This is a genomic window from Paenibacillus pasadenensis (genome assembly GCF_023715725.1).
GTDB classification, from domain to species: domain Bacteria; phylum Bacillota; class Bacilli; order Paenibacillales; family Paenibacillaceae; genus Paenibacillus_O; species Paenibacillus_O pasadenensis_A.
On sequence record NZ_JAMBOT010000002.1, the window covers coordinates 235,635 to 258,084 of the forward strand.

Annotated in this window: 15 protein-coding genes; 11 read left to right on the forward strand and 4 right to left on the reverse strand. The window is 51.1% G+C overall.

Annotated features, from left to right (window positions below):
• The first annotated feature begins 33 nt into the window (after nt 1-33).
• The 8 genes from M3223_RS24445 to M3223_RS06500 all read left to right on the forward strand — a co-directional run bounded on the left by M3223_RS24445 (nt 34) and on the right by M3223_RS06500 (nt 11,983).
• Nucleotides 34-2,241: a helix-turn-helix domain-containing protein gene (locus tag M3223_RS24445; RefSeq protein ID WP_251560225.1), complete on the forward strand. Its 2,208-nt coding sequence runs from the start codon at nt 34-36 to the stop codon at nt 2,239-2,241.
• A 33-nt stretch (nt 2,242-2,274) separates the two neighbouring features.
• Nucleotides 2,275-4,170, forward strand: coding sequence for a beta-N-acetylhexosaminidase (locus M3223_RS06470; protein ID WP_251560227.1), 1,896 nt, complete (start codon nt 2,275-2,277; stop codon nt 4,168-4,170).
• Between the two features lie 70 nt (nt 4,171-4,240).
• Complete coding sequence (locus M3223_RS06475) at nt 4,241-4,675, forward strand: DUF1801 domain-containing protein (RefSeq protein ID WP_251560229.1); 435 nt, start codon at nt 4,241-4,243, stop codon at nt 4,673-4,675.
• Between the two features lie 162 nt (nt 4,676-4,837).
• Nucleotides 4,838-6,709, forward strand: coding sequence for a glycoside hydrolase family 97 protein (locus tag M3223_RS06480; protein ID WP_251560231.1), 1,872 nt, complete (start codon nt 4,838-4,840; stop codon nt 6,707-6,709).
• A gap of 42 nt (nt 6,710-6,751) precedes the next feature.
• Nucleotides 6,752-7,705, forward strand: coding sequence for an ABC transporter permease (locus M3223_RS06485; RefSeq protein WP_251560232.1), 954 nt, complete (start codon nt 6,752-6,754; stop codon nt 7,703-7,705).
• 10 nt (nt 7,706-7,715) lie between these two features.
• Entirely contained in the window at nt 7,716-8,594 is an 879-nt protein-coding gene (locus M3223_RS06490) for a carbohydrate ABC transporter permease (RefSeq protein ID WP_251560234.1), read from the forward strand.
• A 47-nt stretch (nt 8,595-8,641) separates the two neighbouring features.
• Entirely contained in the window at nt 8,642-10,213 is a 1,572-nt protein-coding gene (locus M3223_RS06495; protein ID WP_251560236.1) for an extracellular solute-binding protein, read from the forward strand.
• A gap of 522 nt (nt 10,214-10,735) precedes the next feature.
• On the forward strand, nt 10,736-11,983 hold the full coding sequence (locus M3223_RS06500) for a copper amine oxidase N-terminal domain-containing protein (protein ID WP_251560238.1): 1,248 nt from the start codon (nt 10,736-10,738) through the stop codon (nt 11,981-11,983).
• Between the two features lie 67 nt (nt 11,984-12,050).
• On the opposite strand, the gene M3223_RS06505 is transcribed toward M3223_RS06500, so the two are convergent.
• The 4 genes from M3223_RS06505 to M3223_RS06520 all read right to left on the reverse strand — a co-directional run bounded on the left by M3223_RS06505 (nt 12,051) and on the right by M3223_RS06520 (nt 18,660).
• Nucleotides 12,051-13,814 carry a cache domain-containing sensor histidine kinase gene (locus tag M3223_RS06505; RefSeq protein WP_251560240.1) on the reverse strand — a complete coding sequence of 588 codons (1,764 nt, stop codon included), beginning with the start codon at nt 13,812-13,814 and terminating at the stop codon, nt 12,051-12,053.
• Between the two features lie 151 nt (nt 13,815-13,965).
• Entirely contained in the window at nt 13,966-15,828 is a 1,863-nt protein-coding gene (locus M3223_RS06510; protein WP_251560242.1) for a family 16 glycosylhydrolase, read from the reverse strand.
• A gap of 320 nt (nt 15,829-16,148) precedes the next feature.
• Nucleotides 16,149-17,747 carry a response regulator transcription factor gene (locus M3223_RS06515; protein ID WP_251560244.1) on the reverse strand — a complete coding sequence of 533 codons (1,599 nt, stop codon included), beginning with the start codon at nt 17,745-17,747 and terminating at the stop codon, nt 16,149-16,151.
• Between the two features lie 34 nt (nt 17,748-17,781).
• Entirely contained in the window at nt 17,782-18,660 is an 879-nt protein-coding gene (locus tag M3223_RS06520) for a radical SAM/SPASM domain-containing protein (RefSeq protein WP_251560246.1), read from the reverse strand.
• A gap of 467 nt (nt 18,661-19,127) precedes the next feature.
• On the opposite strand from M3223_RS06520, the gene M3223_RS06525 reads away from it, so the two are divergent.
• From M3223_RS06525 to M3223_RS06535, 3 genes are read left to right on the forward strand one after another with little or no spacing between them, the layout of a single operon-like run.
• Entirely contained in the window at nt 19,128-20,390 is a 1,263-nt protein-coding gene (locus tag M3223_RS06525) for an ABC transporter substrate-binding protein (protein ID WP_251560248.1), read from the forward strand.
• Between the two features lie 55 nt (nt 20,391-20,445).
• On the forward strand, nt 20,446-21,375 hold the full coding sequence (locus M3223_RS06530) for a carbohydrate ABC transporter permease (protein ID WP_435367993.1): 930 nt from the start codon (nt 20,446-20,448) through the stop codon (nt 21,373-21,375).
• A gap of 12 nt (nt 21,376-21,387) precedes the next feature.
• Entirely contained in the window at nt 21,388-22,233 is an 846-nt protein-coding gene (locus M3223_RS06535; RefSeq protein WP_251560252.1) for a carbohydrate ABC transporter permease, read from the forward strand.
• Nucleotides 22,234-22,450 lie beyond the last annotated feature (217 nt).

The window sequence follows — 22,450 nt, forward strand, 5'->3', positions numbered from 1 at the left end:
CAAGTACATTGAAGGACGAGGGAGGGGCAGCGAGTGCGCCGACAACGCTTTGCAAGCAAAACGTTTCGTAAAACGTTCTTCTCTTACACGGCCATATTATTGATCCCGATTATCGTGTTCAGCGTGCTAAATGTGCATAAAACGATCCTGGAGGAGCGGAACTCGGCCAACGACAAACATCTGGCGGACGCTAAGCGAATCGCGGAAGTAATCGACAGCAAGCTGGCGCAGCTGAAAAACGCTAGCAATGCGATCAGCGAGCAGATGTGGATTCAAAAAATGATGCAGAATACGCAGGTGTACGACCGGGAGTTCGATCTGATTAAAATGCTGGAAATCCGCAAGGAGTTTGCAAATACCGTCAACGGCCTCGGCGTTCTGCCGTTTGGAGCGGTGATCTTTCCGGATAAGGAGCAGGTAGTATCGACGTGGGGGAGCTTTGAGCAAAAGCAGTTTTTTGCCTCGGTCGCCTCGTTTGACGAATCCGTGCTGCAGAAATTCAATGAACAAATGAAGCTATATCACTATTTTAACGTGCTGGAGCCAGCCTGGATTAAGCTTGGTACGGAACGGCGGCAGGTTATACCTGTCGTGCAAAGCCTTGAGGTGGTCAACAATCCGCGAGCTTCTCTGCTTCTGTTTATCGACATGGCATATTTTTCTGAGTATTTGCAGCGCTTCGGCGGCGCCGAGCCGAGCCGGATTCGGATTACAGCTGGTAATAAACCCGTCTACAGCCAAGAGTTTAACCAAACCGAATCGCCTGACGGTAACGTATATATCCAGCAGCTTAACTCCCGGATCAGCGATTGGCATTACACCGTCACGTATGTTTCCCCCGTCGCAGTCGGCATCCAAAATATAGTCGGCTCTTTGCTTGGCATCATCCTCTCCATTGTCATTGGCGTAATCACCTCTTATCTGCTGTCCATTATCAGCTATCGGCCGCTGGGCATGCTCCTGCAAAGATTTGCCGCGGTATCCCGCAAGGAGGATCAAGGCTCGGAATACAAGCTGATTGAAAGCTCTTTCGACCGGCTGATTGATGAAAACCAGCATTTGCAGCAGGCCGTCAGTGATTATGAAAGCGCAGCCAAATCCAATTTGCTGCTGCGCTTGCTGAAGGGTTATTTCGCCGATGACCAGAACATGAACGGTCTTAGAAAATTCGGCCTGAGCTATACGGACGATATGTTTTATAGTTCGCTGCTCGTCAGCTTCCAGACCGCCGGCGATTCGCCGGACCGTTTGCCGGACCGCACGGCGGAAATCGCAGTTATTATGGCCGCGGAAGCTGTGCTGAGCCGATATCCGCTTCATTATGAGCTGTTTGAGGTTGCGGCGGCCGATATGGCGTTGATTCTCTCCTCAAGCGAGGCAATGGATATCGCGGTCATGGAGCGGATTGCTGGCGAATTGGCTGAGCGGGTCCGGGCAGCATGCGCCTTAACGCCGGAGGTGCTGTACGGACCGGCCGAAAAAGGGCTCGTCGGCATAAGCAAATCTTACTACGCGGCGAATGAAAGCTTGCAGGCACGGCTGTTTTCCGGCCGCAGCATGCGTTCCCATCCAGGGGGGACATCGCTTCCGGATGCGCAGTCTTATTATCCGACCGATTGGGAAATTCAGCTGATCAACAATTTGAAGGTTGGCAATCTCGAAACGGTCATGCGGATTTTGGACGAGATCAGCACGGAAAACCGCAAGCGGATGCTTCAGGAGCCTTTCATGGCGCAGCTTGTGTCCCGGCTGATGGATACGATGCTGCGCGTCATGGATGAGCTCAACATTGATGCCGGCATTTACGCGAAGCAATTTGCGGTGAAGGCGAAACAGACGGATATCGAGGCGATGTGGAGCTATGTGTTCGAGGTCGGAACGCTGCTGTGCGAGCGGATTCGATATTCCAACAGCGCAGCGGAGCTGGAGATTGGCGCGAAGCTGGTCGCTTATGTAAATGACCATTACACCAGCTCGGAGCTGTCGCTCAAAAAGATGGCGGATGTGCTGCAGATGTCCACGCCGCGCATTTCCCGGATGTTTAAAGAGGCGACCGGAATTAACTTTTATGATTATGTATGCCGGCTGCGCATGGAAATGGCTAAGGAGCTGCTGCGCGACCATACCGGTATTGACGTTGTGGCGCAGCGGGTCGGCTACGACAATGTTTATTCCTTCCGGCGGGCCTTTGCCCGCTACGAGGGGATCAAGCCTGATGAGTACGCTAATGTGACCGCATAAGCTTCTGCACCGGATATTTGAAGGAGGAAGACAATGAGCGCAATCAAGCTATCGCTGCATGGCGATGTGGAAGGGCTGGAAGAAGGAATCGCTTTGCTGGCCGGGCAGCTGGGACTGCAATGGGATGACGAGGGGCTTCCGGTCCGGATTGAACGGGCTGACGGACCGTTGGAGGTTTCCTTGACGGAGCAAGGCGGATGCATCCGTTTTGCTGATAATATCCATTTTTTCCGCTGCCTTGGCCTGTTCATGGAAGCTGCTGCGGAGCGCGAGAGCTTCCATATTATCGAAGAGCCGCAGTTCACGATGAACGGAATGATGATTGACGCCTCCCGAAACGGCGTTATGCGCGTGGACGGCATCAAGCGCATGCTGCGGCTAATGGCGGTAATGGGGCTTAATATGATGATGCTGTACACCGAGGACACGTACGAAATTAAATCACGGCCGTATTTCGGTTATATGAGGGGCCGTTACACCTTTGACGAGCTGAAGGAATGCGACGATTACGCCGCCAAGCTCGGAATTGAGATCATTCCCTGCATTCAGACGCTGGCCCATCTTAGCGAAGCGCTGAAATGGAGCTTTGCCGAGCCGATGAAGGACAGCGGCGACATTTTGCTCGTCGGCAGCGAAGAAACGTATGCTTTTATCGATGAAATGATTGATGCGGCATCGGCGCCATTCAGAAGCCGGAGAATTCATATCGGCATGGACGAGGCGATGAGCCTTGGCTTGGGCCATTATTTGGCGCATAACGGCTATCGCAGAAGAATTGATATTATGAACGAGCATCTGGCGCGGGTGAAGGAAATTGTTGCCGCCAAAGGGCTCAAGCCGATGTTATGGAGCGACATGTATTTTCGGCTGGCATCCAAGTTTGGCGGTTATTATGATCCCGACGCCGTTGTGCCGGAGGACATTATCCGCGACATGCCGAAGGACGCTCAGCTCGTATATTGGGACTACTACCATAGCAGCACGGAAGAATATGAGAATTTCATCAGCAAGCACAAAGAATTCGGCTGTGACGTTATTTTTGCGGGCGGCATCTGGACCTGGGGCGGGACGGTCGTCAACTATAAAATCAGCTTTGGCAACACAAATCCCGCGTTGACGGCTTGCAAGCGGCAGGGCATTAAGGAAGTGTTTGCGACGCTGTGGGGCGACAACGGGACGGAAACGAACGTATTTTCCGCGCTGCTTGGCCTGCAGCTGTATGCCGAGCACGGATACTCGCATGAGCTGGATATGGAGAAGCTGCACCGAAGATTCCAATTCTGCACAGGCGGCAATGCGGAAGCGTTTTTAAGTTTGACGGAAATGGATGTAACTCCGCTTAACGAGGAGGAATGGAGGAAGCTGCCGCCGAATCCATCCAAGTACCTGCTGTGGCAGGACCCGTTGATCGGGCTGTTCGACCGTCATGCGGAGGGAAAAGAGCTGAGCGGCTATTATGAAACAATGGCAGCTAAGCTAGCAGGACATCGGGACAATAGCGGGGAATGGGCGTTTGTGTTTGATATGCCCCAGAAGCTCGCTGCGGTGCTGGCGGTTAAGGCGGATATTGGCATCCGGCTCAAGGACAGCTATGACCGGAACGATCTCGAAGCGCTGCGGCAGCTTGCCGGGAATGTTCTTCCCGACCTGACTGCGCGGGTGGAGGAACTGCGAGCGGCGCATTGCAAGCAGTGGTTCGGCACCTATAAAGCGTTTGGCTGGGAAGTCATCGATCTGCGTTATGGAGGCCTGTTGGCACGGATTGATACGGCAAGGCGGCGTATAGAGGATTATGTGCAAGGACATACCGATAACGTGGAGGAGCTTGCAGCCGATCGGCTCTATTTTGACGGGCCGGACCGTCCGGAAGGCGCAGTGTTCGGCTGGTGCAATCAGTACCGCCGCATCGCCTCGGCCAGCATGCAATAAGGCCGGGCTTCAGCGGCCGGAGCAACGGCGGCAAACGAATCGTAACCAAGGACGGAATGAGGGAAGAAGCATGGCTTATGAAGCGAAGACAAAAGAGACCGACAACAGCGTCATCGAGTTCATCGACAACATCGATAGCTTAAAAAAACGCGAGGATGCTTTCAAGCTGCTCGATATTTTCACGGAAACGACAGGTTATCCTGCGAAAATGTGGGGGCCTAGCATAATCGGCTTCGGATCCTATCATTACAAATATGCGACAGGCCATGAAGGAGATGCTCCGCTTGCCGGCTTTTCGCCGCGCAAAGCGAAGATAAGCCTGTATTTTGATGCTGGCTCGGAGCGGGAGGAGCTGCTGCAGCGGTTCGGCAAACATACGTCGGCCAAAGCTTGCGTTTATATCAACAAACTTGACGATGTCGACGTCGAAGTGTTGAAGGAGCTCATTCAGCAATCGATGACGCATACGCAAAAAATGTATCCCGCAGAACGTAACGATGCTTAACTGAATCTGTTTTTGAAAGCCGGGCGCCTCGCCCGGCTTTTTTTGCGTTTGGCGGAATTATGCAAGATCGTCTGATAGTTCAACAAATCGTGGCATTGTTAATAGAGCGCCTTCAAAGCGGATTGTATACTCGACTCAGAAACAGCAGAGGTGAGTGAGAATATGACAGCGGAACTACTGCAGCACAGGCTGGAAAGCCCGGACGGAACGATCGCCATCGAGATTTTTCTGACAAAAGGGCGTTTGCAATATGCGATACAAAAAAAGGGTCAAGTCGTGATGGAAGCGGCGGATCTTGGCGTAACCGTTGACGGACGGGACCTTGGCTTGGCGGAATGTTTTGGGCCTTTACAGGGAAAAAGCATGAACGAGACTTACCCGGTTCGAGGCGGGCACAGCATTGGCGTCAACCGCTGCATGGAATGGACAATTCCGGTTGTGTATACGGAGGAAACGGCGGCTTGCGAGCTGCATGTGCGTTTGTATGATGACGGAGCTGCTTTCCGATATTTCGTTCCCGGATCGGGAGAGCGGACGGTTAATGGAGAAGCATCAAGCTGGCGAATACCGGATGGCAGCAGAGTCTGGTATTTTGAGCGCAACAACGATTGGAAGCTCAAAAGCTACGCGGGGGAGTTTATTCACACCGAGAGCGCCCGGCTGCATGAAGCCTCCAGTCAAGGCCCGCTGCAGGGGACGCCGCTTGTTATTGAGCTGCCTTCGGGTCAAGGATATGCGGCGATTATGGAAGCGGCTTTATACGATTATAGCGGGATGAGGCTTGAAGCGGTCGGTGAAGGTATCGTACGCGCTAACTTTACGGAAGGAGAGCGGGGATTTGCGGTGGATGGCCCGATATTGACTCCATGGAGAGTGACCTTATGCGCCGCCGATCTGAACGGGCTCGTTAACAGCGATCTCCTGACGAATCTGAATCCGCCGCCTTCGGAGGAGCTGTTTGCCGATACCGGTTATTTAAAGCCGGGACGCTCGGTGTGGAGCTGGTGGAGCTCTGATACGGGTACGGTCGAGGATGAACGGGAAATGATGGGCTTGGCTGCCGAGCTTGGGTTTGAATATACGACGATTGACGAGGGCTGGGAGCTGTGGCCAAAACCATGGCAGCAGCTGGCTGAGCTGACGGAATACGGCCGGAATGCGGGCGTCGGCATATTTGTCTGGAAAAGATCCAAGGAAATCGATGATCCGGGAGACGATTGGCGGCAGCTTCGGCAGTTTCTTGACCGGGTAAGCGACGCAGGCGTTGCAGGAGTCAAAATCGATTTTATCGACAATGAGGCCAAAACGGCGATTGACTTTGAGATTGCGGCGCTGGAACAAGCGGCTAAACGGAAGCTGATCGTCAATTTTCACGGCATCTCCAAGCCGACCGGGGAATGCAGAACGTACCCAAACGAGCTGACGCGCGAGGGCATTCGCGGGCTGGAGCTGAACAAAATGGAGGAAGGGCCAATCCCGGCCTGGCATAATGCGGCGCTTCCGTTTACCCGTTTTGTGGCGGGGCACGGCGACTATACGCCAGTCGGCTTTTCCAACCCGGGTCACACTACGGCGGCGCATCAACTGGCAACGGCGATCGTGTTCACCTCACCGATCCAGGTCATTGCCGAGCATCCGCGTTACCTGCTTCAGCAGCCCGCTATAGCTCCGGCTGTAGATATTCTTCGCACACTTCCATCAGTGTGGGATGAAACGATTGTTCTTGCTTCCAGTTCCATCGGTGAACTGGCCGCATTTGCCCGCCGTTCGGGGAACACCTGGTTCGTAGCCTGGCTGAATGGTCTCGATCGTCCGGTGCGGCTGGAGAACGTCGATCTCTCCTTCCTTGGAGAAGGCAGGTATAACGCCTATTACGTCGAGGATGCCGAACTTAAAGATGCGATTGACGCCAGCCGGACAACTCCTGCGGGAGCGCTCGTTAATCGTATGGAAGAAGGAACCGGGCAGGATTTCAAGCTGAACGTTGAGCTAAAGCCGGTCGGCGGATTCGTGGCGCGGTTTAACCGGATCTAGAAGCCCGATCTTTGGAGCAGCTCCAGAAAGGCAGGTCATATCATGCAAGCAAGCACGGAGCCGATCATTTCGGCACAACATCAGGCCCGCAGGAAAAATACCGTTTTGAACTATGTGCTTCAGAATAAATGGCTGTATCTGTTTCTCGTTCCGGGTTTTCTATATTTGCTTGTATTCAAATACATCCCGATGCTTGGTTTGGTCATTGCTTTTAAAGAACTTAGCCTCGTCAAAGGGATCATGGCCAGCCCATGGGTAGGGCTGGAGCATTTTCAATACTTATTTGAATCCCAGGAATTTTACAAGGTGCTGCGCAACTCGCTTCTGCTGAGCCTGTATCAGCTGTTATGGGCGTTTCCGGCTCCGATCGTGCTGGCGCTGATGCTGAATGAAGTCAGGCATATGCTGTTCAAGCGCGTGTCCCAGACGATTTTGTATTTGCCGCATTTTATCTCATGGGTCGTTCTGGCGGGCATGATCATTAACTTCCTGTCCCCTTCAACAGGTCTTGTCAATCATATCGTGGAAGCGCTCGGCATGAAGCCGATCCACTTCCTGATTGAACCGGATTACTTCCGGACGATCCTAGTCTCCGCCGAGGTGTGGAAGGGCGTTGGCTGGGGAACGATCATTTATTTGGCTGCTATGACCGGAATTGATCCGACCCGTTACGAATCCGCCAAAATTGACGGAGCGAACCGGTTCCAGCAAATCTGGTATGTCACGCTTCCCGGTATTACGACGACCATCGTTGTGCTCCTCATTTTGCAGGTCGGCGTCATTTTGGACAACGGTTTTGAGCAAGTATTCCTGTTGTACAACCCGATGACCTACTCTGTCGCGGATGTCTTCGAAACGTATACGTACCGGATCGGCCTCATCGACGGCAGGCTTTCGTTCGCAGCTGCGGTAGGTTTGTTCAAATCACTCGTCGGTTTGGTGCTTATCCTCATAGCAAACCGGATTGCGCGCAGTTTCGGCAATCAGATATGGTAGGTGAATTTTAATGCGAATTTGGAAGCGCTTTGAATGGTTTGATGCCGTCAACTATACGCTGCTGCTGTTGATCTGCGTCATCATGCTGTACCCCTTCGTTAACGTGGCGGCGGTGTCGTTCAGCTCGTACAGCAGCTTTCTCGAAAATCCGATGATGATTTGGCCGAAGCAGCTAAGCTTCGCCGCTTACAATCAAATTTTATCTCATCCCGTATTGCTCAGCAGTTATACGAACACGATCATTATCACCGTCTGCGGCGTGGCGATCGGCATTTTCCTCTACATCATTACGGCGTATCCTCTTTCCAAAAAACATCTTAAAGGCCGCAATTTTTTCATGGTTATCGTCATCTTCACGATGCTGTTCAACGGCGGCCTCATTCCGAACTTCTACCTGATCCGCGAGTTAGGGCTGTTAGACACATTAACGGCGCTTGTTGTGCCGATGCTGCTGTCCGGCTTTAATCTGATTTTGATGAAAAACTTTATGGAAAGCCTGCCCGAGGAGCTGGAGGAGGCGGCCAAAATGGACGGAGCCAGCGAGCCTTACCTGTTATTCCGCATTATTGTGCCGTTATCGATGCCGATTATCGCCACGCTCTGTCTGTTCACGGCTGTTGGTTATTGGAACAACTTTTTCAATGCCGTCATTTACATCCGCAGTGTTGAAAACTGGCCTCTGATGCTCTTTTTAAGAGAGATTATCGAAGGGGCGAGAATGCAGGAAATATCAGGCGCGAACGCCGCAGAGGTGGGAAAAAACGCGGTTGTGCCGGAAACGCTCAAATACGCCACGTTAATGATCGTCATGGTGCCGATTTTATGCGTTTATCCGTTCGTCCAAAAATATTTTGTTCAAGGGATCACGCTGGGCTCCGTAAAAGGATGACAACCCGCTGCTCCATAGATAAGCTGATAACAGAGAGGGGAAACGAAATGAAGAAGACATGGAAAGGGGCTTTTGCCCTGACAGCTGCAGCCGCGATGCTGTTCGTGACCGCATGCAGCGGAGGAAACGGCGGTAATGCCGGGGGGAACAACACTTCCGCCAACTCAGAGAAAGAGCAAAGCGGCTCAGAGACTCTCAAAATTAAAGTTATGGCCAATCACGATCAAGCGACGCTTTCGGCTTCCGACAAAAAATGGATTGAGCAGATGGAAAAGGATATGGGCGTAGATATCGAATACGAAATCCCGCCGGTTACGGGGTATCAGGAGCGGGTTCAGCTTATGCTCGCTTCCGGCGATTATCCTGACCTCGTTTATTTTCCAGGCACGAACGACCAGAGCTTTGTGAACGCTGTTAAGGACGGCCTCATTGTGCCGGTGAACAAATATATCGAGAGTGCCGAAAATATTAAAAAATATACCTACGAAACATCCTGGAACGCGTTGAAGGTTCAGCAGGACGAGAACATTTACGGCATTCCAAGAACAACGGTTATCCGCAATGACGCTTTCTGGTTCAGAAAAGACTGGCTGGCCAAAATCGGCTTTGACATCCCGGCTGATTCTGAAATTACGGTGGATCAATTTACCGAGATTTTAACCAAGTTCACGAAGGATGATCCGGACGGCAACGGAAAAGCGGACACTTACGGACTGGCTGCCGGCGTTGACGGCAACAAGGTGCTGCAGCCCGTGCTGACAAGCCAGTTTGGCTTGCTGGGCTGGCAAAAAACCGAGGGCGGCGACTATCAATATCTGGACGCAACCTATGACCGGAAAAGCGATGCCTACAAAAAAGCGCTGGACTATACGGCGCGTCTGAGCGGAGAAGGCCTGCTTGATCCCGATGCGGCAGTGAACAACGCCGTTTCGGCGAGAGAGCGGTTTTGGCGGGGCATTACGGGAGTCATGGGCGGATTTGCCGGGCACTACAGCTGGCATTCAACCGAGCTGAAAAAGCTTAATGCAAATGCTGACCTCACCTATCTGTTCGTCAAAAACGAAACTGACGGCAAAGTAGCCGGTCAAGGTTTCGGAGTCGGACTGTGGGGCTTCTGGGGAATTACGAGCACGGCTAAAGACCCGCAAAAGATCGTAGATATGCTGGAGTACTACCTGGATGACGCCAATTATGAGACGATGATGAACGGTTACGAGGATATCGATTACAAAAACGAGAACGGCAAGCTGACAGTTGCGGACAACAAAGAAGAAGCGCCGGTGCGCCGCAATACAATGCGCCGGGCAGGCGACATTCAGATCTACTTTACGGCTGCAACGCCTCAGGAAGAAATCGATATGAGCAAGCCTTGGCTCGAGAAATCGGTGAACACGGTTGTCCTGTCTAAAAATCTTGATTTTATGCCGGAAGCTTCGAAAAAGCCGAATTTCATGGATTACAAGAAAACATGGGATCAGACGATTATGAGCATCGTGCTCGGCCAAACGCCGGTCGACAAGTTCGACGAGCTGCTTGACGGCTGGTACAAAAACGGCGGCGAGGAATATGTGCAGGAAATGAACGCCTTTATTGAGAAGTCGGAAGGCGCAAGCAAGTAAGAGGATTGGAAAAGCGCAGCGAGTAATCGCTGCGCTTTAGCGTTTAGAGAAACCTTAAACGGAAGGTTTCTTCGTTCATTATTTATTGGAATCATTGCGATTGATAAGGTGATTCCAAACAAAAACGTCCCGATGGATTCTGCGTTGTGCAGGATTTTTCGGGGCGTGTTTCGTTTCTCGAATTGAATTTGGCTTAAGCTCGACTTTCGGTTAGGCCCCCGAAGCTTTTTTGTATGATTTATCGTACAAAATCGGTCCAGATCCGCCTTTTTTCAAATACTTTGTGTGATAAATCATACAAAACTCGGCTTTTGTCGTCCTTTCCCAGCCAATTTGTATGATTATTCGTACAAAATCCAGGAAATCGGTGCTGTTGAATTGGTTTTGAGTGAAAAATCATACAAACTGCGCATGCGCCCCTTTTTAACCCCGGATGTCTTTATATATCCAAGCTTAGGACTTAAGTGCAACAATTTCCATTTGCATTCGTTTTATATAAAAAATGGAAAGTGGTGTTGATGCGTGCGACAAATAATTACCAAATTATTACTTTGTGCTGGGCTGCTTGCTTCTGCAGTCCCTTCTTTTCAGCCCAGCCATGCTCAGGCATTAAAATCTGAGCTGCCAGTCACTCAAAATGACGCTGCTGTGTTTCAAGTAATACAACACAAAATATCTGCACAATTGAACAAGCCATCCATCATGTTGGACTCAAATTCTTTGCAAGCTTCGCCGCTGCTCATGAAGAACGGAAACCTATACATACCGATCAAATGGCTGGAGCTAGCGGGTATTGGACGGATTATGAAAAGCACCAAAACGAATAGTTATTGGATCGACTTTAGTCCGGAACATCCGACATACTTTTCAATCATTCGTTTTAAAGCTGACAGCTCCAAGTTATATGTTGAATTAAACGGAAAGCTTACCGAGCTCGACGACAAGCCGAAGATTCCCCCGCCTTTTATGAAAAAAAACACGCTGTACGTGCCAGTGTCCATGTTATCGCGGATGGGGATCAACTATGACTGGAGCCAAGGAACTTTGCAGTTAAAGTGGAGCGAGAAGTCGGTAAAGGTTCTGCAACCTGTCTATGCGACAGAGGCAGGGCGGATCACGTTCAGTGCATTGGTTCAAAAAGAGTACGGACGCATCTATTTAATGCAAAGCATGGGATTTGGCGGAATGACCGGCGTTGCGATCGGTGGTACTAGTTCATTAAAAGGGACTGAGCAGACCATCGACAAGTCCATCAAAATTGGAAGTCGTGAATTTAGTCGCGTTGAGTTTTCCGTTGATCTCCGTCCAGGACCTAATCCGCTGCAGATTCATTCCAATGACAATCCATCGGCAGACATCATTGTGAATCGGAACGTTAAGGATCCAGCCGTAATACCTATCCGATATAACCATGATACGGATGCGAATAATATCGTGTTTAATAAGCCAACACAGGGCTATCTGCAGGTACAGGCTGGAGAAGCCATAGAGATTAGCGGATCTGTCATTACAGACGAATATATTGAGAGTCAGGTTGTTGGATTTCAATTGACGAAGTTTCAGAATGGGGACTTTAAAACAAACGGCACAAAAACAGTCGTTCAGATGAACGAGAAACGAGAGTTTAGCGGGTCGGTCGCAATCAATGAGCCTGGCACTTATTTGATTAATATACTGAGTCCAGACTTATTCGCAGGAGGAATGACATCACCGTACGGCTCGGTTAAATGGGCGGAAATTGCAGTTGAAGTACGACCGAAAGGCAGGTAGCGGCCAAAGATAAACGGCATACTCATGAAGGGTTATGCAGAGGCTATCTGGCGGATAGCCTCTTTTTTTATTTTGACAGCATGCGCTCGTCCAGTAACGTCAACGGCAGCCTCAACGTAATTCGCGTTCCGATTCCTTCCTCGCTGCCAATTTCCAGTTGGAAATCTGAGCCGAACATAAGCTGGAGACGCTCATGAACATTCGCTAGACCGATATGTTTTCCGCCGCTCCGCTCGGACATTGGCGTTTTTATATCGACCTTCAACTGGCGCAAAGTATTTTCGCTCATACCGGTTCCATCGTCCTCGATGAGAATTTCCCAGCTGTTTTCATTCATGCAAGCCCCGATAAATAACGTTCCTTCCCGCTGGCCGGGCGCAAGACCGTGAAAGATCGCATTTTCCAGCAGCGGCTGCAAAATGAACTTGGGCAGCTTCTGATTAAAGGTCAGCGGATCGATATCCAGGCTTAGCTCGAAGGCTCCCGGGTATCGCTCCTTCATGAGATCCGCATAGTTTTCCGCCGCCTTTAGTTCCTCCAGAAACGTGACGGGCGCCGGAGACAAGTCCAGCGTGTAATGCAGCTGATTGGTCAAGGCTGAAATCAGCTTGTCCACCCGGTCGGTTCGTCCCTGCCTGCCCATCATGCTGATTGTGTTCAGCGTGTTGTACAGGAAATGGGGCTTGATTTGCAAATGAAGCGCCTGAAAATCGGAACGTTTTTTCTGCTGCTCCGTTTCCTTGAGATCCCGGATTAAATCTCTGATTTTGCGTGTCATATGATTGAACTGAAAGGCGAGGAAGCCGATCTCATCCATCCGGTTCATGCGAATTTCGGTATCCAGATTGCCGTTTCCGACTTCGTGAAGGGAGGAGGCGATTTGCCGGATCGGCCTGCTGACGAAGCTTGACAGGATAAAGGAAATGACAACCGACAGCATCAGGGAAATCAGCGCGAGCCAGCCGGATAGCCGAAGGAAGGAATCAAGCGGCTTCAGCAGCTCGTTTTTTGTCATGATCCAGACAATTTGCCAGCCCGTAAAATCATTGATGCCCCGCGTTACGATGAGCTCGTTTCCGGCACGGTCGGAGGCGGGAGTTTGCAGCCAGTCGTTGCGGAAAAATTCGGAGTCGAGCGCGCCCATGGAAAAGCTGTGCGACCGGTAATCGTACAGCAAATAGGGCTTTCTGCCGTAGACCGGATTGCGTTCGCTGTCCAGAATCATAAGCTCGCCAATAGACGCGGAAGGCTCCACCGGCAGCAGCTCCGCATACAGGCTTTCCAGGTCGACATCCATCATGACCTCGTATGTTTTGCCGGGAACCGGAACGAACCTCATCGCGACAGTCAGCGTTTGCCCCGATACGCTGGAAAAATAAGGGCCGATCCACTGGACCCGATTCAGCTCCTTCTGGCCTTCGAGTCTCTCTTTCAGGATGCTGTTTTTGAACAGATCCCAGCTGTTCAGCGATGTGCTTGCAATTACGCTGCCGTCTGAAACGATATGGATATTGCTTACATTGGGAAGATAGGAATGATGGTTGCCGCGCAGCCAATTGCGGAGCTGCTCGTTAGCATCCGGCTCCGCAAATCTGGGATCGGCACATAGAGTGAGCAGACTGGAGCGGATATGCCGCATATTCATTTCCAGATAACGGTCGGCCTTTTGGACCATCTGAGACGCGTAATTCATTTGGGATTCGATAAGAAGGCCGGACGAATATTTATGGTAGGAATATCCGAGCAGCAGAATCAGCGATTCAAAACAAAGAAATATGAGCAGAAACATTTTGGAGGTAATCTGCAGCCTTTTTAAGCTCAACCTTCTCATGGTGGGTGCTCCTTGTAAACTAGGAATAATTTAAAATTCGAGCAGCCGGCTAAAAATCCCTTGTCAGGCAATAAACCCTTGCCGGTTAGCGGCCGCGCATGCAGGAGCTCATGGGCGGTCCGCCGGAACCGGAAGGGGCTGCGGCAACGCATTATCTGGCTTCTATCGTAAACTCATCGATTCCATAACTTGCGTTATACCCGCGGATGCCGGCTTTCCCGCCGGACAGGGGAGCGGAATCCGTGACGCTCAGCTTTTCTTCGCCGTTCAGAAAGCCTTTCAACGCTCCGCCGGAATAGGAAAGCTCAAGCCTGTACCATTGGTTCACGTTGACGGTGACCGGAACGGAATTCAGCTCCGTGACCAGTCCGCCGCTCTTTTTGCTGATGGCGAGCTTGCCGGCAGCCTTGTCGAGACGGAGGAAGTAAAAGTTGTTGTTGTCCGCATAACGGCCGACCACGCTGGCATAACCGCCGGACGTCAGCAGCTTTATTTTGGCCGATACGGATGCGTTGTTGTAATTGGCGCTGTTGGCAACGGTCAGCGATTCTCCCGTTGTTGAGCTGTTTTGAAGTATGTTCGTGCCATCGGCGGTTACCGACCATAGGCCGTTAACGGCTTTCCATTTGCTGGCGTTCCCGGACTCAAGATCGTCGCTGAACATAATCCGGGCAGCTCTGAAATCGTCTATGCTCAGCGCCTGATTCCATGACCTGACTCCTGCATAACCGAGGGCGTAGGCCTCATCCTCAACGGATAAAAGCTCCGCTCCGTTTAAGTATCCTTTCAAAATAGGGCCGTCCATGGACAGCTTCAACCGATAGTCCTTACCGGCTGTTACCGTAACCGGGACGTTTGCAAGCACGGGATTAGTCGAATTGTTATAACGGACAAGCTCCAGCATGCTGTTCACACTGTTAAGACGCAAATAATAAAACGAATTGTTGTTGTTGCTGACCCGGCCGATTACGCCTGCGCTTCCGGTTAAACCGTTAAACTTGATGTTCGTTTCCACCGTGCTGTCCGACCAGCTGGAGGAAGAGGCGGGTTTGTCGTTATACAGCGCCATGCCAGTACCGCTAGACGTTGTTGATCTCATTCTTTTGCTGCCGTCGTCAAGAACATCCCAAGTTCCGCTAGCTAAATTCCAATTGGACAAAACGCCGCTCTCGAAATTATCGCTGCGGACTGGATTATGAGGCGACGGCGCAGCAGGCGTCGTCACGGGCATCGTGCCGGTTGCCGTGTAGTATTTAAAATAATCGACGTACATCGTGCCGTACACGTAGCCCGCCGGACGATTTGGGTCGGGATTGGTGCCGTAGGGAATCGTAGATAAATAGAAAACCATAGGAGAATTATGGGGCATTGCGGCTCCGGACTGGCCGTAAGTAAACGTTCCGATTGCCGCATCATCCTTGTAAAAGGTCATATAGGTGGGCTGATAGTCAACGGCATAGGTATGATAGGATTCGTGATCGCCGTAATATACTTTTCGTGAGGATGAGCCGGAGGTGTACTGATCTCCGCCGCCGTTGGGATTAGTTACCGCCGAATTCCAGTTCAAGTAGCCGGCATTCACCTGATGCTCAAAATCCTCAAATAAATCAATCTCGGTAAACGGGGTGTTGCTGTTCGTTTTGGGAAGCTGTCCGTCCCAAATTTGCGTCCAGGCTGAGGGGTGAAACCCGCCTGGATTGGTCCATTTTGTTTTGACCTCGTAATAGCCATAGCCGAAGGTGCGTTTGCTCGTCACGCCAGCCCCGCGAAAGCCGGTGTTGGCCTTGGTCATATCCAGCTCGAGAACTCCGTCCGTCACGGACACATTTTGCTCCAGCGTATTCTGGTTTTGCCGGTATCCCCACTCATCCTCGTTCAGGCTTGTGCCTTCAAATTCGTCCGACCAGACCAGGCTGTAGCCCGCAGGCGGAGCGGCCTGCGCTTCATCTGCTGCTGCCGATAATCCGATCGCTGCCGCAATTCCAATGCCCAATACAATTGTTTTTTTCTTCATTATGGACAAATCCTTTCATCGGGAGATGTTATTGCGATTAAATGTATCCGCTTACAATAAATGAAGTAAACACTCCTTTCATACAGAGTCATGTGTCTGATCTTCCTCGGTTTTTAACCTGCCGGAGTGAATCCAGTATAATCCGCGTGCAGTTCCCGAAACATGCACAATTGGAGGGAAATATGCGTAATCCGGCGGACATGCCTTCTAAAATGGAGCAGCGCAAAAAAAAGCCCGCCGCATGCGGCTGGGCCGATGAAAAACGAAGCGGGGCCAAAAGTCGAGCCTGGAAAAACGCGGCGTTCACTCTTGACATCGGATCATGGTTTTAAATGAATCTGCGGCCGAATGGACCGTTTATATTCGTTCGGGCTCATGCCGGTCACTTTTTTGAACATATTGGAAAAGTAAGAGTAGTGCACAAATCCGACCTTTTCAGCAAGCTCGTAATTGCGGTAGCTGCCCTCGGTCAAATATTGCTTCGCTAATTCGATCCGCTGCTCAATCACAAAGTCGATAACGGACTTGCCGATTTCCTTTTTGAATAAATAACTTAGATGGGAGGAGCTGAGCCCAATTGCATTGGACAATGCTTCAAGCGTGATTTCCTCCCCGATATGCTCGCGAATATATTGAATTGTCCGCACGATTTCGGGACGGGCAAGCACCGCCTCGGCCGATTGGCGATGGTTGTTATGCAGCCAATTGCGCACAGCTTCGAGCAAATCGTTCAGCGTATCGTCCTCCGTCATGTTAGGCCACTCCGGCTGCCCGTTGTTCTGACGCAGCTTCCCCTCCAAGGAAGCAAAAAACGCCAAAACCTCTTTTGGGGCAGGTCTGTAGCGGTAAAAAAAGCTTTTTAAGCTGTTCAATCCGCGCTCGGCAGCGTTGAAATCCTCGTTGAGACGTTCTGCCAGCTGCTGGAGCGCTGCCGACTGCTCCGCGCCAGCGTTTTGAAAGCTTTGCAGGCCGTGTCCGTGCAGCGTTCCGGGCTTTTCTTGATAAAAACGGTGCTCGAACAATCCGTCGGCTTGTTTAAAGCTCGTTCGAATTTGCGCCGGATTAGCAAAAATGGGGCTTGCCGAAAGGGTCATCGTCAGATTGAAATAAGCTTGCAGCGGCGGGAAAATAGCTTGTTCAACTTGACGGCACATGGAGGTGATCTCCTCCGGACCCGGCATTGATTCGTTCAAGTTCAGCACAATAGCAAGTTTGCCGTAGTGCAGAGGAAACAGCTCGACCTGCGCAAAGTCAATGGAATGCAGCGACTCCCGAATTATCTCCAGCAGGCTGAATTCAAGAAGCGAAAGGTCGCGCTCGGAGTAACGGGCCTGGAATTGGCCGATCCGGTCGACTTGGCCGAGCAGAAGCATGTAAGCAGCGCCTTGAAAATTAACGCCGATGGAATGACCCTGATCGATTATTTCCTGATTTTCATCGTATACACCCGTAAGCAGCTGACGGAAAAAATGCTTTCGCAGCGGATACTGGTTCGTCTGAATGGCGAGCTGGCTTCTGAAGGCAGACCGGGCCTTAACCTCCTTCTCGGATTCCAGCATCGCTTTGTCCAGTGCTGCTTTGGCATCCGGCAGATTAATCGGGGATTTAAGGATGTAACCCGATGCTCCGAACTCCAGTGCCTGTTTGACATACTCAAATTCCCTATGGGCGGTCAAAATAACACATTTGGTGTCCAGGCTTTCTTTCGAAAGCTGTTTCAGCAGCTCAAGCCCGTTCATGACCGGCATCGTAATGTCGACAAGCGCGATGTCCGGGGTTAACTCCCGCATCATCTCCAGCGCTTCTTGGCCGTTTCCAGCCTCGCCCGCAACCCGGTAGCCCCAGCTCTCCCACGGAAACACCTCCCGGATATGTCCCCTTGTGAGCTCCTCGTCATCTACCAAAATGACTGTTTTCAAGTGTATTTCACCTCATTGGCAGAAAATCGGACCGTTAAGTTCCGAACCGCTTGCGATAGCCGCATTTGCGGCACAGCTCCTCGACTGCTTCCCGTCGGGAGAAGCCTTCATAGAGACGTGTCGCCCGCTCGTCCTCGATAATTTCGGAAAACGGCTTCTGATTGATGTTGCCCAGGTTAATGATGCCTTCGCCGTCGAGGCAGCAGGGGACAACAGTGCCGTTAGCGAGTATGGCGGCCTGGTTGCGCAGTCCGTGGCAAAAGCCTTTTCCGTCATCCTCTTCAGCGCTCAAGTCCGGCCATTCGAACTCATGATCCTGATTCAGATACACCCGATCCGCAATCTTTAGTCCGCCGCCGCGTTCGAATCTCTCTTCAATTTGGTAGTCGAGCCCGAATTCTCTCTCCAGAATTTCTAATACCTGCCGGTTCCGCTGCCGCTCCTGATTGGTCGCGTTATTCGTATGCAAATTCCATAACCGCAGCGAAAACAGGATGTTCGTTGATTCCAGCGCTTCCTTGATAAAGGAAATAATCGTCGTCACATAGGCTTCCTTATTGGTGGAGCCGATATGGCCGTCGAAGCTGTGCAGCGAAAAATTCATTTGGCGCAGCGCCGGTTTATTCAGCAGCTTCGCTTTATTTTTTGTAATCAGCGTGCCGTTTGTCGTGATGTTGACCTTGAAGCCGCGTTCGTGGCTCAAATCCAGCAGCTGATCGATTTTGGGATGGAGCAAGGGCTCACCTTTGACATGAAGATAGATGGAGTCCGTGTGAGGGCGGATTTCGTCCAGCCGTTTGGTAAAATCCTCGGTGCTGATAAAGCTCTTTTCCCGCTTTGTCGGTGGGCAGAACGTGCAAGCAAGATTGCAAATGCTCGTAATCTCGATATAAAATTTTTTGAATTTCTTCACGTCGGTCGGCCTCTATTCTCTAGGTTCGAATGCGAGAGCAAGTCCGCATTGATTATGCTAACCTCCATCATACCATGAAGCCCTGTGCTCGCACACAAGGAACCAAACAGGCAGAGAGCAAAGGTTTGCTCAACTATTATTAAATATGTACCTATTAATTTTATATCGATGTTTACAGTACTAGTAATTGATGTTCAAATCGACGTGATTTCAATATCGTGTCGTCATATTGCAGTTTCTTTTCGCTTCAATTTGACTAAGAATATAGTCATGCCTTTGATCACTATGTTTAATATGTTAAATATGTCTAAAAGGTTGAAAGCGATCTCAATGTCTCAGCTTCTTCTGCTCCGCAGCAATTGCATCTGCACCGGCATCAACCATGAACGATATCTTCAGTCATCTACCATTGAAAGGGAAGGTGTTACGAGATGAATGGTTTGAACGGAATGAAAAGAGGAACCAGCATGCTTGTTGCAATATCTCTTGGGGCAATGGCGCTTGCAGGCTGCTCCGGGAATAGCGAACCGGAGGGAGGCAAGGCGGGCAAAACGACGGTTACGCTCTGGCATCCGATGACGGAGCTCACTGGGGAAGCGATGGAGGAAGTTGTGAAAGCGTTTGAGGTCAAACATCCTGAAATTAAAGTAAATCCCGTTTATATCGCTCAGCAGGGCGAGGGCAAAAACGAAAAGCTGCTGGCGGCGGTTGCCGGCGGAAATCCGCCGGATGTCGCCTATTTTGACCGGTTCGAGGTTGCGACTTGGGCGGCGCAGGGCTCGCTCACCGACCTCACGGAATTTGCCAAAAAGGACGGGATAGGCGAAGGGCAGTTCTATCCGTTTGCCTGGGAAGAATCCAACTACGACGGCAAGCTGTATGCGATGCCGACAACGACGGACGCCAGGCTGGTCTTTTACAATAAGGATCATTTCAAGGAAGTCGGCCTTGATCCGGAAAAGCCTCCCACAACGATTAAGGAGCTGGAGCATGCGGCCGATCTGCTAATGAAAAAGGACGGCAGGCGATTCCAGCGCATCGGCTTCATTCCCTGGTACGGTCAAGGCTGGTTTTACGGCTGGGGCTGGTCGTTCGGCGGAGAGTTCACCGATGCCGAAGGCAAAGTGACCGCTAACGATCCGAAAAATGTGGAAGCGCTTGCTTGGATGGCGGACTACGCCAAAAAGTATAACATCGAGGACATCGCCTCGTTTACGGATTCGCAAGGAACAACTACGATGGACCCGTTTTTCACGGGTCAGCTGAGCATACAGGTGTCCGGCCCATGGACGGTGTCCCAGGCGAAAAAGTTCAATCCTGATCTGAACTATGGCGTGTTTGCAATCCCTACTCCCAGCGGAGACAATCATACGACCTGGTCGGGCGGCTGGGCGACCGTCATGCCGAAGGGCTCCAAAAATCAGGAAGCGGCATGGGAATTCATGAAGTTTTTCTCAGGTGAGGAAGGCCAGGAAATTTTCAGCCGCATCTCGGGCGACTTTTCAATTAATGACAAGGTGAACGAAAAACTGGGCTACAAGGAAGATCCGGTATTTAAGGAATTCATCGGTCTGCTCCCGGTATCACATGCTCGTCCGGTTATGCCGCAGGGCTCGCTTTATTGGAACGAGCTGGCTACGGCGGTTGACAACGCCACTCGCGGCAACGGAACGCCGAAGGATCTGCTGGACACGGTCACAGCGAACGTCACGAAAGCGTTAGGCAAATGATGATTTCAATGACCTTTGTGCTGGTCGGAACGACAGGTGAGAGGAGATGCCGGATGTGAAGGTTAGCCCCAATACTGCAACACCGCTCCAGCGGTCCAATGAGGCTAAACGGCCCAGCGAAGCTCTGTACGGCTGGTTGTTCGCATCTCCATGGATTGCCGGGCTGCTCGTTTTTTACGCGATTCCCTTATTATCGTCGTTTTACTTCAGCTTGACGACCTACAGCATTTTGCAGCCCGGCGAATTTGTCGGCTTCGGCAACTATGCGGCGCTGATGCATGATCCGGTATTTTGGAAATCGATCGTCAACACCGTTTATTACGTCATATTTTTCGTGCCGCTCAGCATCTTCATGGGTGTAGCGCTCGCTATGCTGCTGAATATGAAGGTGAGGGGGATGTCCGTATACCGGACGGTGTTTTTTCTGCCGACGCTCGTGCCAAGCGTAGCGATGGCCGTTCTGTGGATGTGGCTGCTCAATCCCGGATTTGGCCTCGTCAACGGCATGCTGGACGCTTTTGGCATACAGGGTCCGGCCTGGCTCGGCAGCGAAACCTGGTCCAAGCCGTCGCTCATCATAATGTCGCTATGGGGCATCGGACAGTCGATCGTTATTTATTTGGCTGGTCTGAACGATATTTCCAGCGATTATTACGAGGCGGCGGAAATCGACGGTGCGGGCTGGTTCAGCAAAATGAAAAGCGTAACGCTGCCGCTGCTTACGCCGGTCATCTTTTACAATCTTGTCATGGGCATGATTCATGCCTTTCAGCAATTTGCCCTGCCGTATACGATGACCGGGGGCAGGGGCACGCCGGCGGATTCCATGAAGTTTTACGTCATGTATCTGTATGATAACGGCTTCAAGTTTTTTAAGATGGGATATGCCTCCGCCATGGCCTGGATTCTGTTCGCGGTCGTGATGGGACTAACCGCGCTCATATTTGCGACCTCGCGCAGATGGGTTCACTACCAAGGGGAATAGGAGGGGGAGGCCATGTCCGCCCGAACCGTTAAATCGGCAAAACCGTTGAAAACGTGTTTAGCCCAAGCATTTCTTATTGTCGCTTCGGTCTTTTTTCTGGCTCCGTTCATTTGGATGGTGTCGACATCGCTCAAGCCGTCCACTCAGGTGTATACCTTCCCGCCGCAGTGGATTCCGAAGCCGTTTCAGTGGAGCAACTACTCGGCGGCGATGGATTATATCCCGTTTTTCACCTACTTAAAAAATACCGTTGTCATTACAGGCTTCAGCACGCTTGGCGTTGTGCTGGTCTGCCCGCTCGTCGCCTACAGCTTCGCCAAGCTGGAGTGGAGAGGGAAGGGCCCGCTGTTCTTTTTGACGATTGCCGTCATGATGATTCCGGGTCAGGTGACGATGATTCCACTGTTTCTGCTGTTCGAGAAGCTGAATTGGATCGGCTCGTCGCTACCGCTCATTGTCCCGGCGTTTTTCGGGGTTCCGTTTTATATCTTTTTGCTGCGGCAGTTTTTTCTAGGACTCCCCAACGAGCTGAAGGACGCCGCGCGAATCGACGGAGCAAGCGAGTTCCGGATCTATTGGCAGATCATGCTGCCGCTGGCAAAATCAGCTGCGCTTGCTGTCGGGCTGTTTCAGTTCATGGCAAGCTGGACCGACTTCATGGGGCCGCTGTTATATCTGACCGATCAGCATTCCTACACGCTGTCGCTCGGCCTGCAGCAGTTCCAGAGCCAGAAGGGCACGGAATGGGGGCTGATGATGGCGGTGTCAACGATGATGACCGCTCCGATTATTCTGCTGTTTTTCTTCCTGCAAAAAACGTTTATTCAAGGCATTACGTTTAGCGGGATTAAGGGCTGAAATTAGGTTCCAAATTCAGGATATGGAATGGATCCTTTAGAATTTTGTGTGATTATTCACTCAAATTATGTTTGGACAGCGTCTATTTTTCGGTTATTGTACGATAAATCATACAAATTGACTGGGCATGGACGAAAAAGTTTGAGTTTTGTATGTTTTATCACACAAACGTTGAAATGCGTTGGCTCCAAAAGGATTTTATACGATTAATCACACA

Coding starts and splice junctions, on each gene's coding strand:
- M3223_RS06490 (WP_251560234.1), top strand. CDS start 7,716: ATGCGAATTTGGAAGCGCTTTGAATGGTTTGATGCCGTCAACTATACG.
- M3223_RS06485 (WP_251560232.1), top strand. CDS start 6,752: ATGCAAGCAAGCACGGAGCCGATCATTTCGGCACAACATCAGGCCCGC.
- M3223_RS06505 (WP_251560240.1), bottom strand. CDS start 13,814: ATGAGAAGGTTGAGCTTAAAAAGGCTGCAGATTACCTCCAAAATGTTT.
- M3223_RS06535 (WP_251560252.1), top strand. CDS start 21,388: ATGTCCGCCCGAACCGTTAAATCGGCAAAACCGTTGAAAACGTGTTTA.
- M3223_RS06525 (WP_251560248.1), top strand. CDS start 19,128: ATGCTTGTTGCAATATCTCTTGGGGCAATGGCGCTTGCAGGCTGCTCC.
- M3223_RS06475 (WP_251560229.1), top strand. CDS start 4,241: ATGGCTTATGAAGCGAAGACAAAAGAGACCGACAACAGCGTCATCGAG.
- M3223_RS06495 (WP_251560236.1), top strand. CDS start 8,642: ATGAAGAAGACATGGAAAGGGGCTTTTGCCCTGACAGCTGCAGCCGCG.
- M3223_RS06470 (WP_251560227.1), top strand. CDS start 2,275: ATGAGCGCAATCAAGCTATCGCTGCATGGCGATGTGGAAGGGCTGGAA.
- M3223_RS06480 (WP_251560231.1), top strand. CDS start 4,838: ATGACAGCGGAACTACTGCAGCACAGGCTGGAAAGCCCGGACGGAACG.
- M3223_RS06510 (WP_251560242.1), bottom strand. CDS start 15,828: ATGAAGAAAAAAACAATTGTATTGGGCATTGGAATTGCGGCAGCGATC.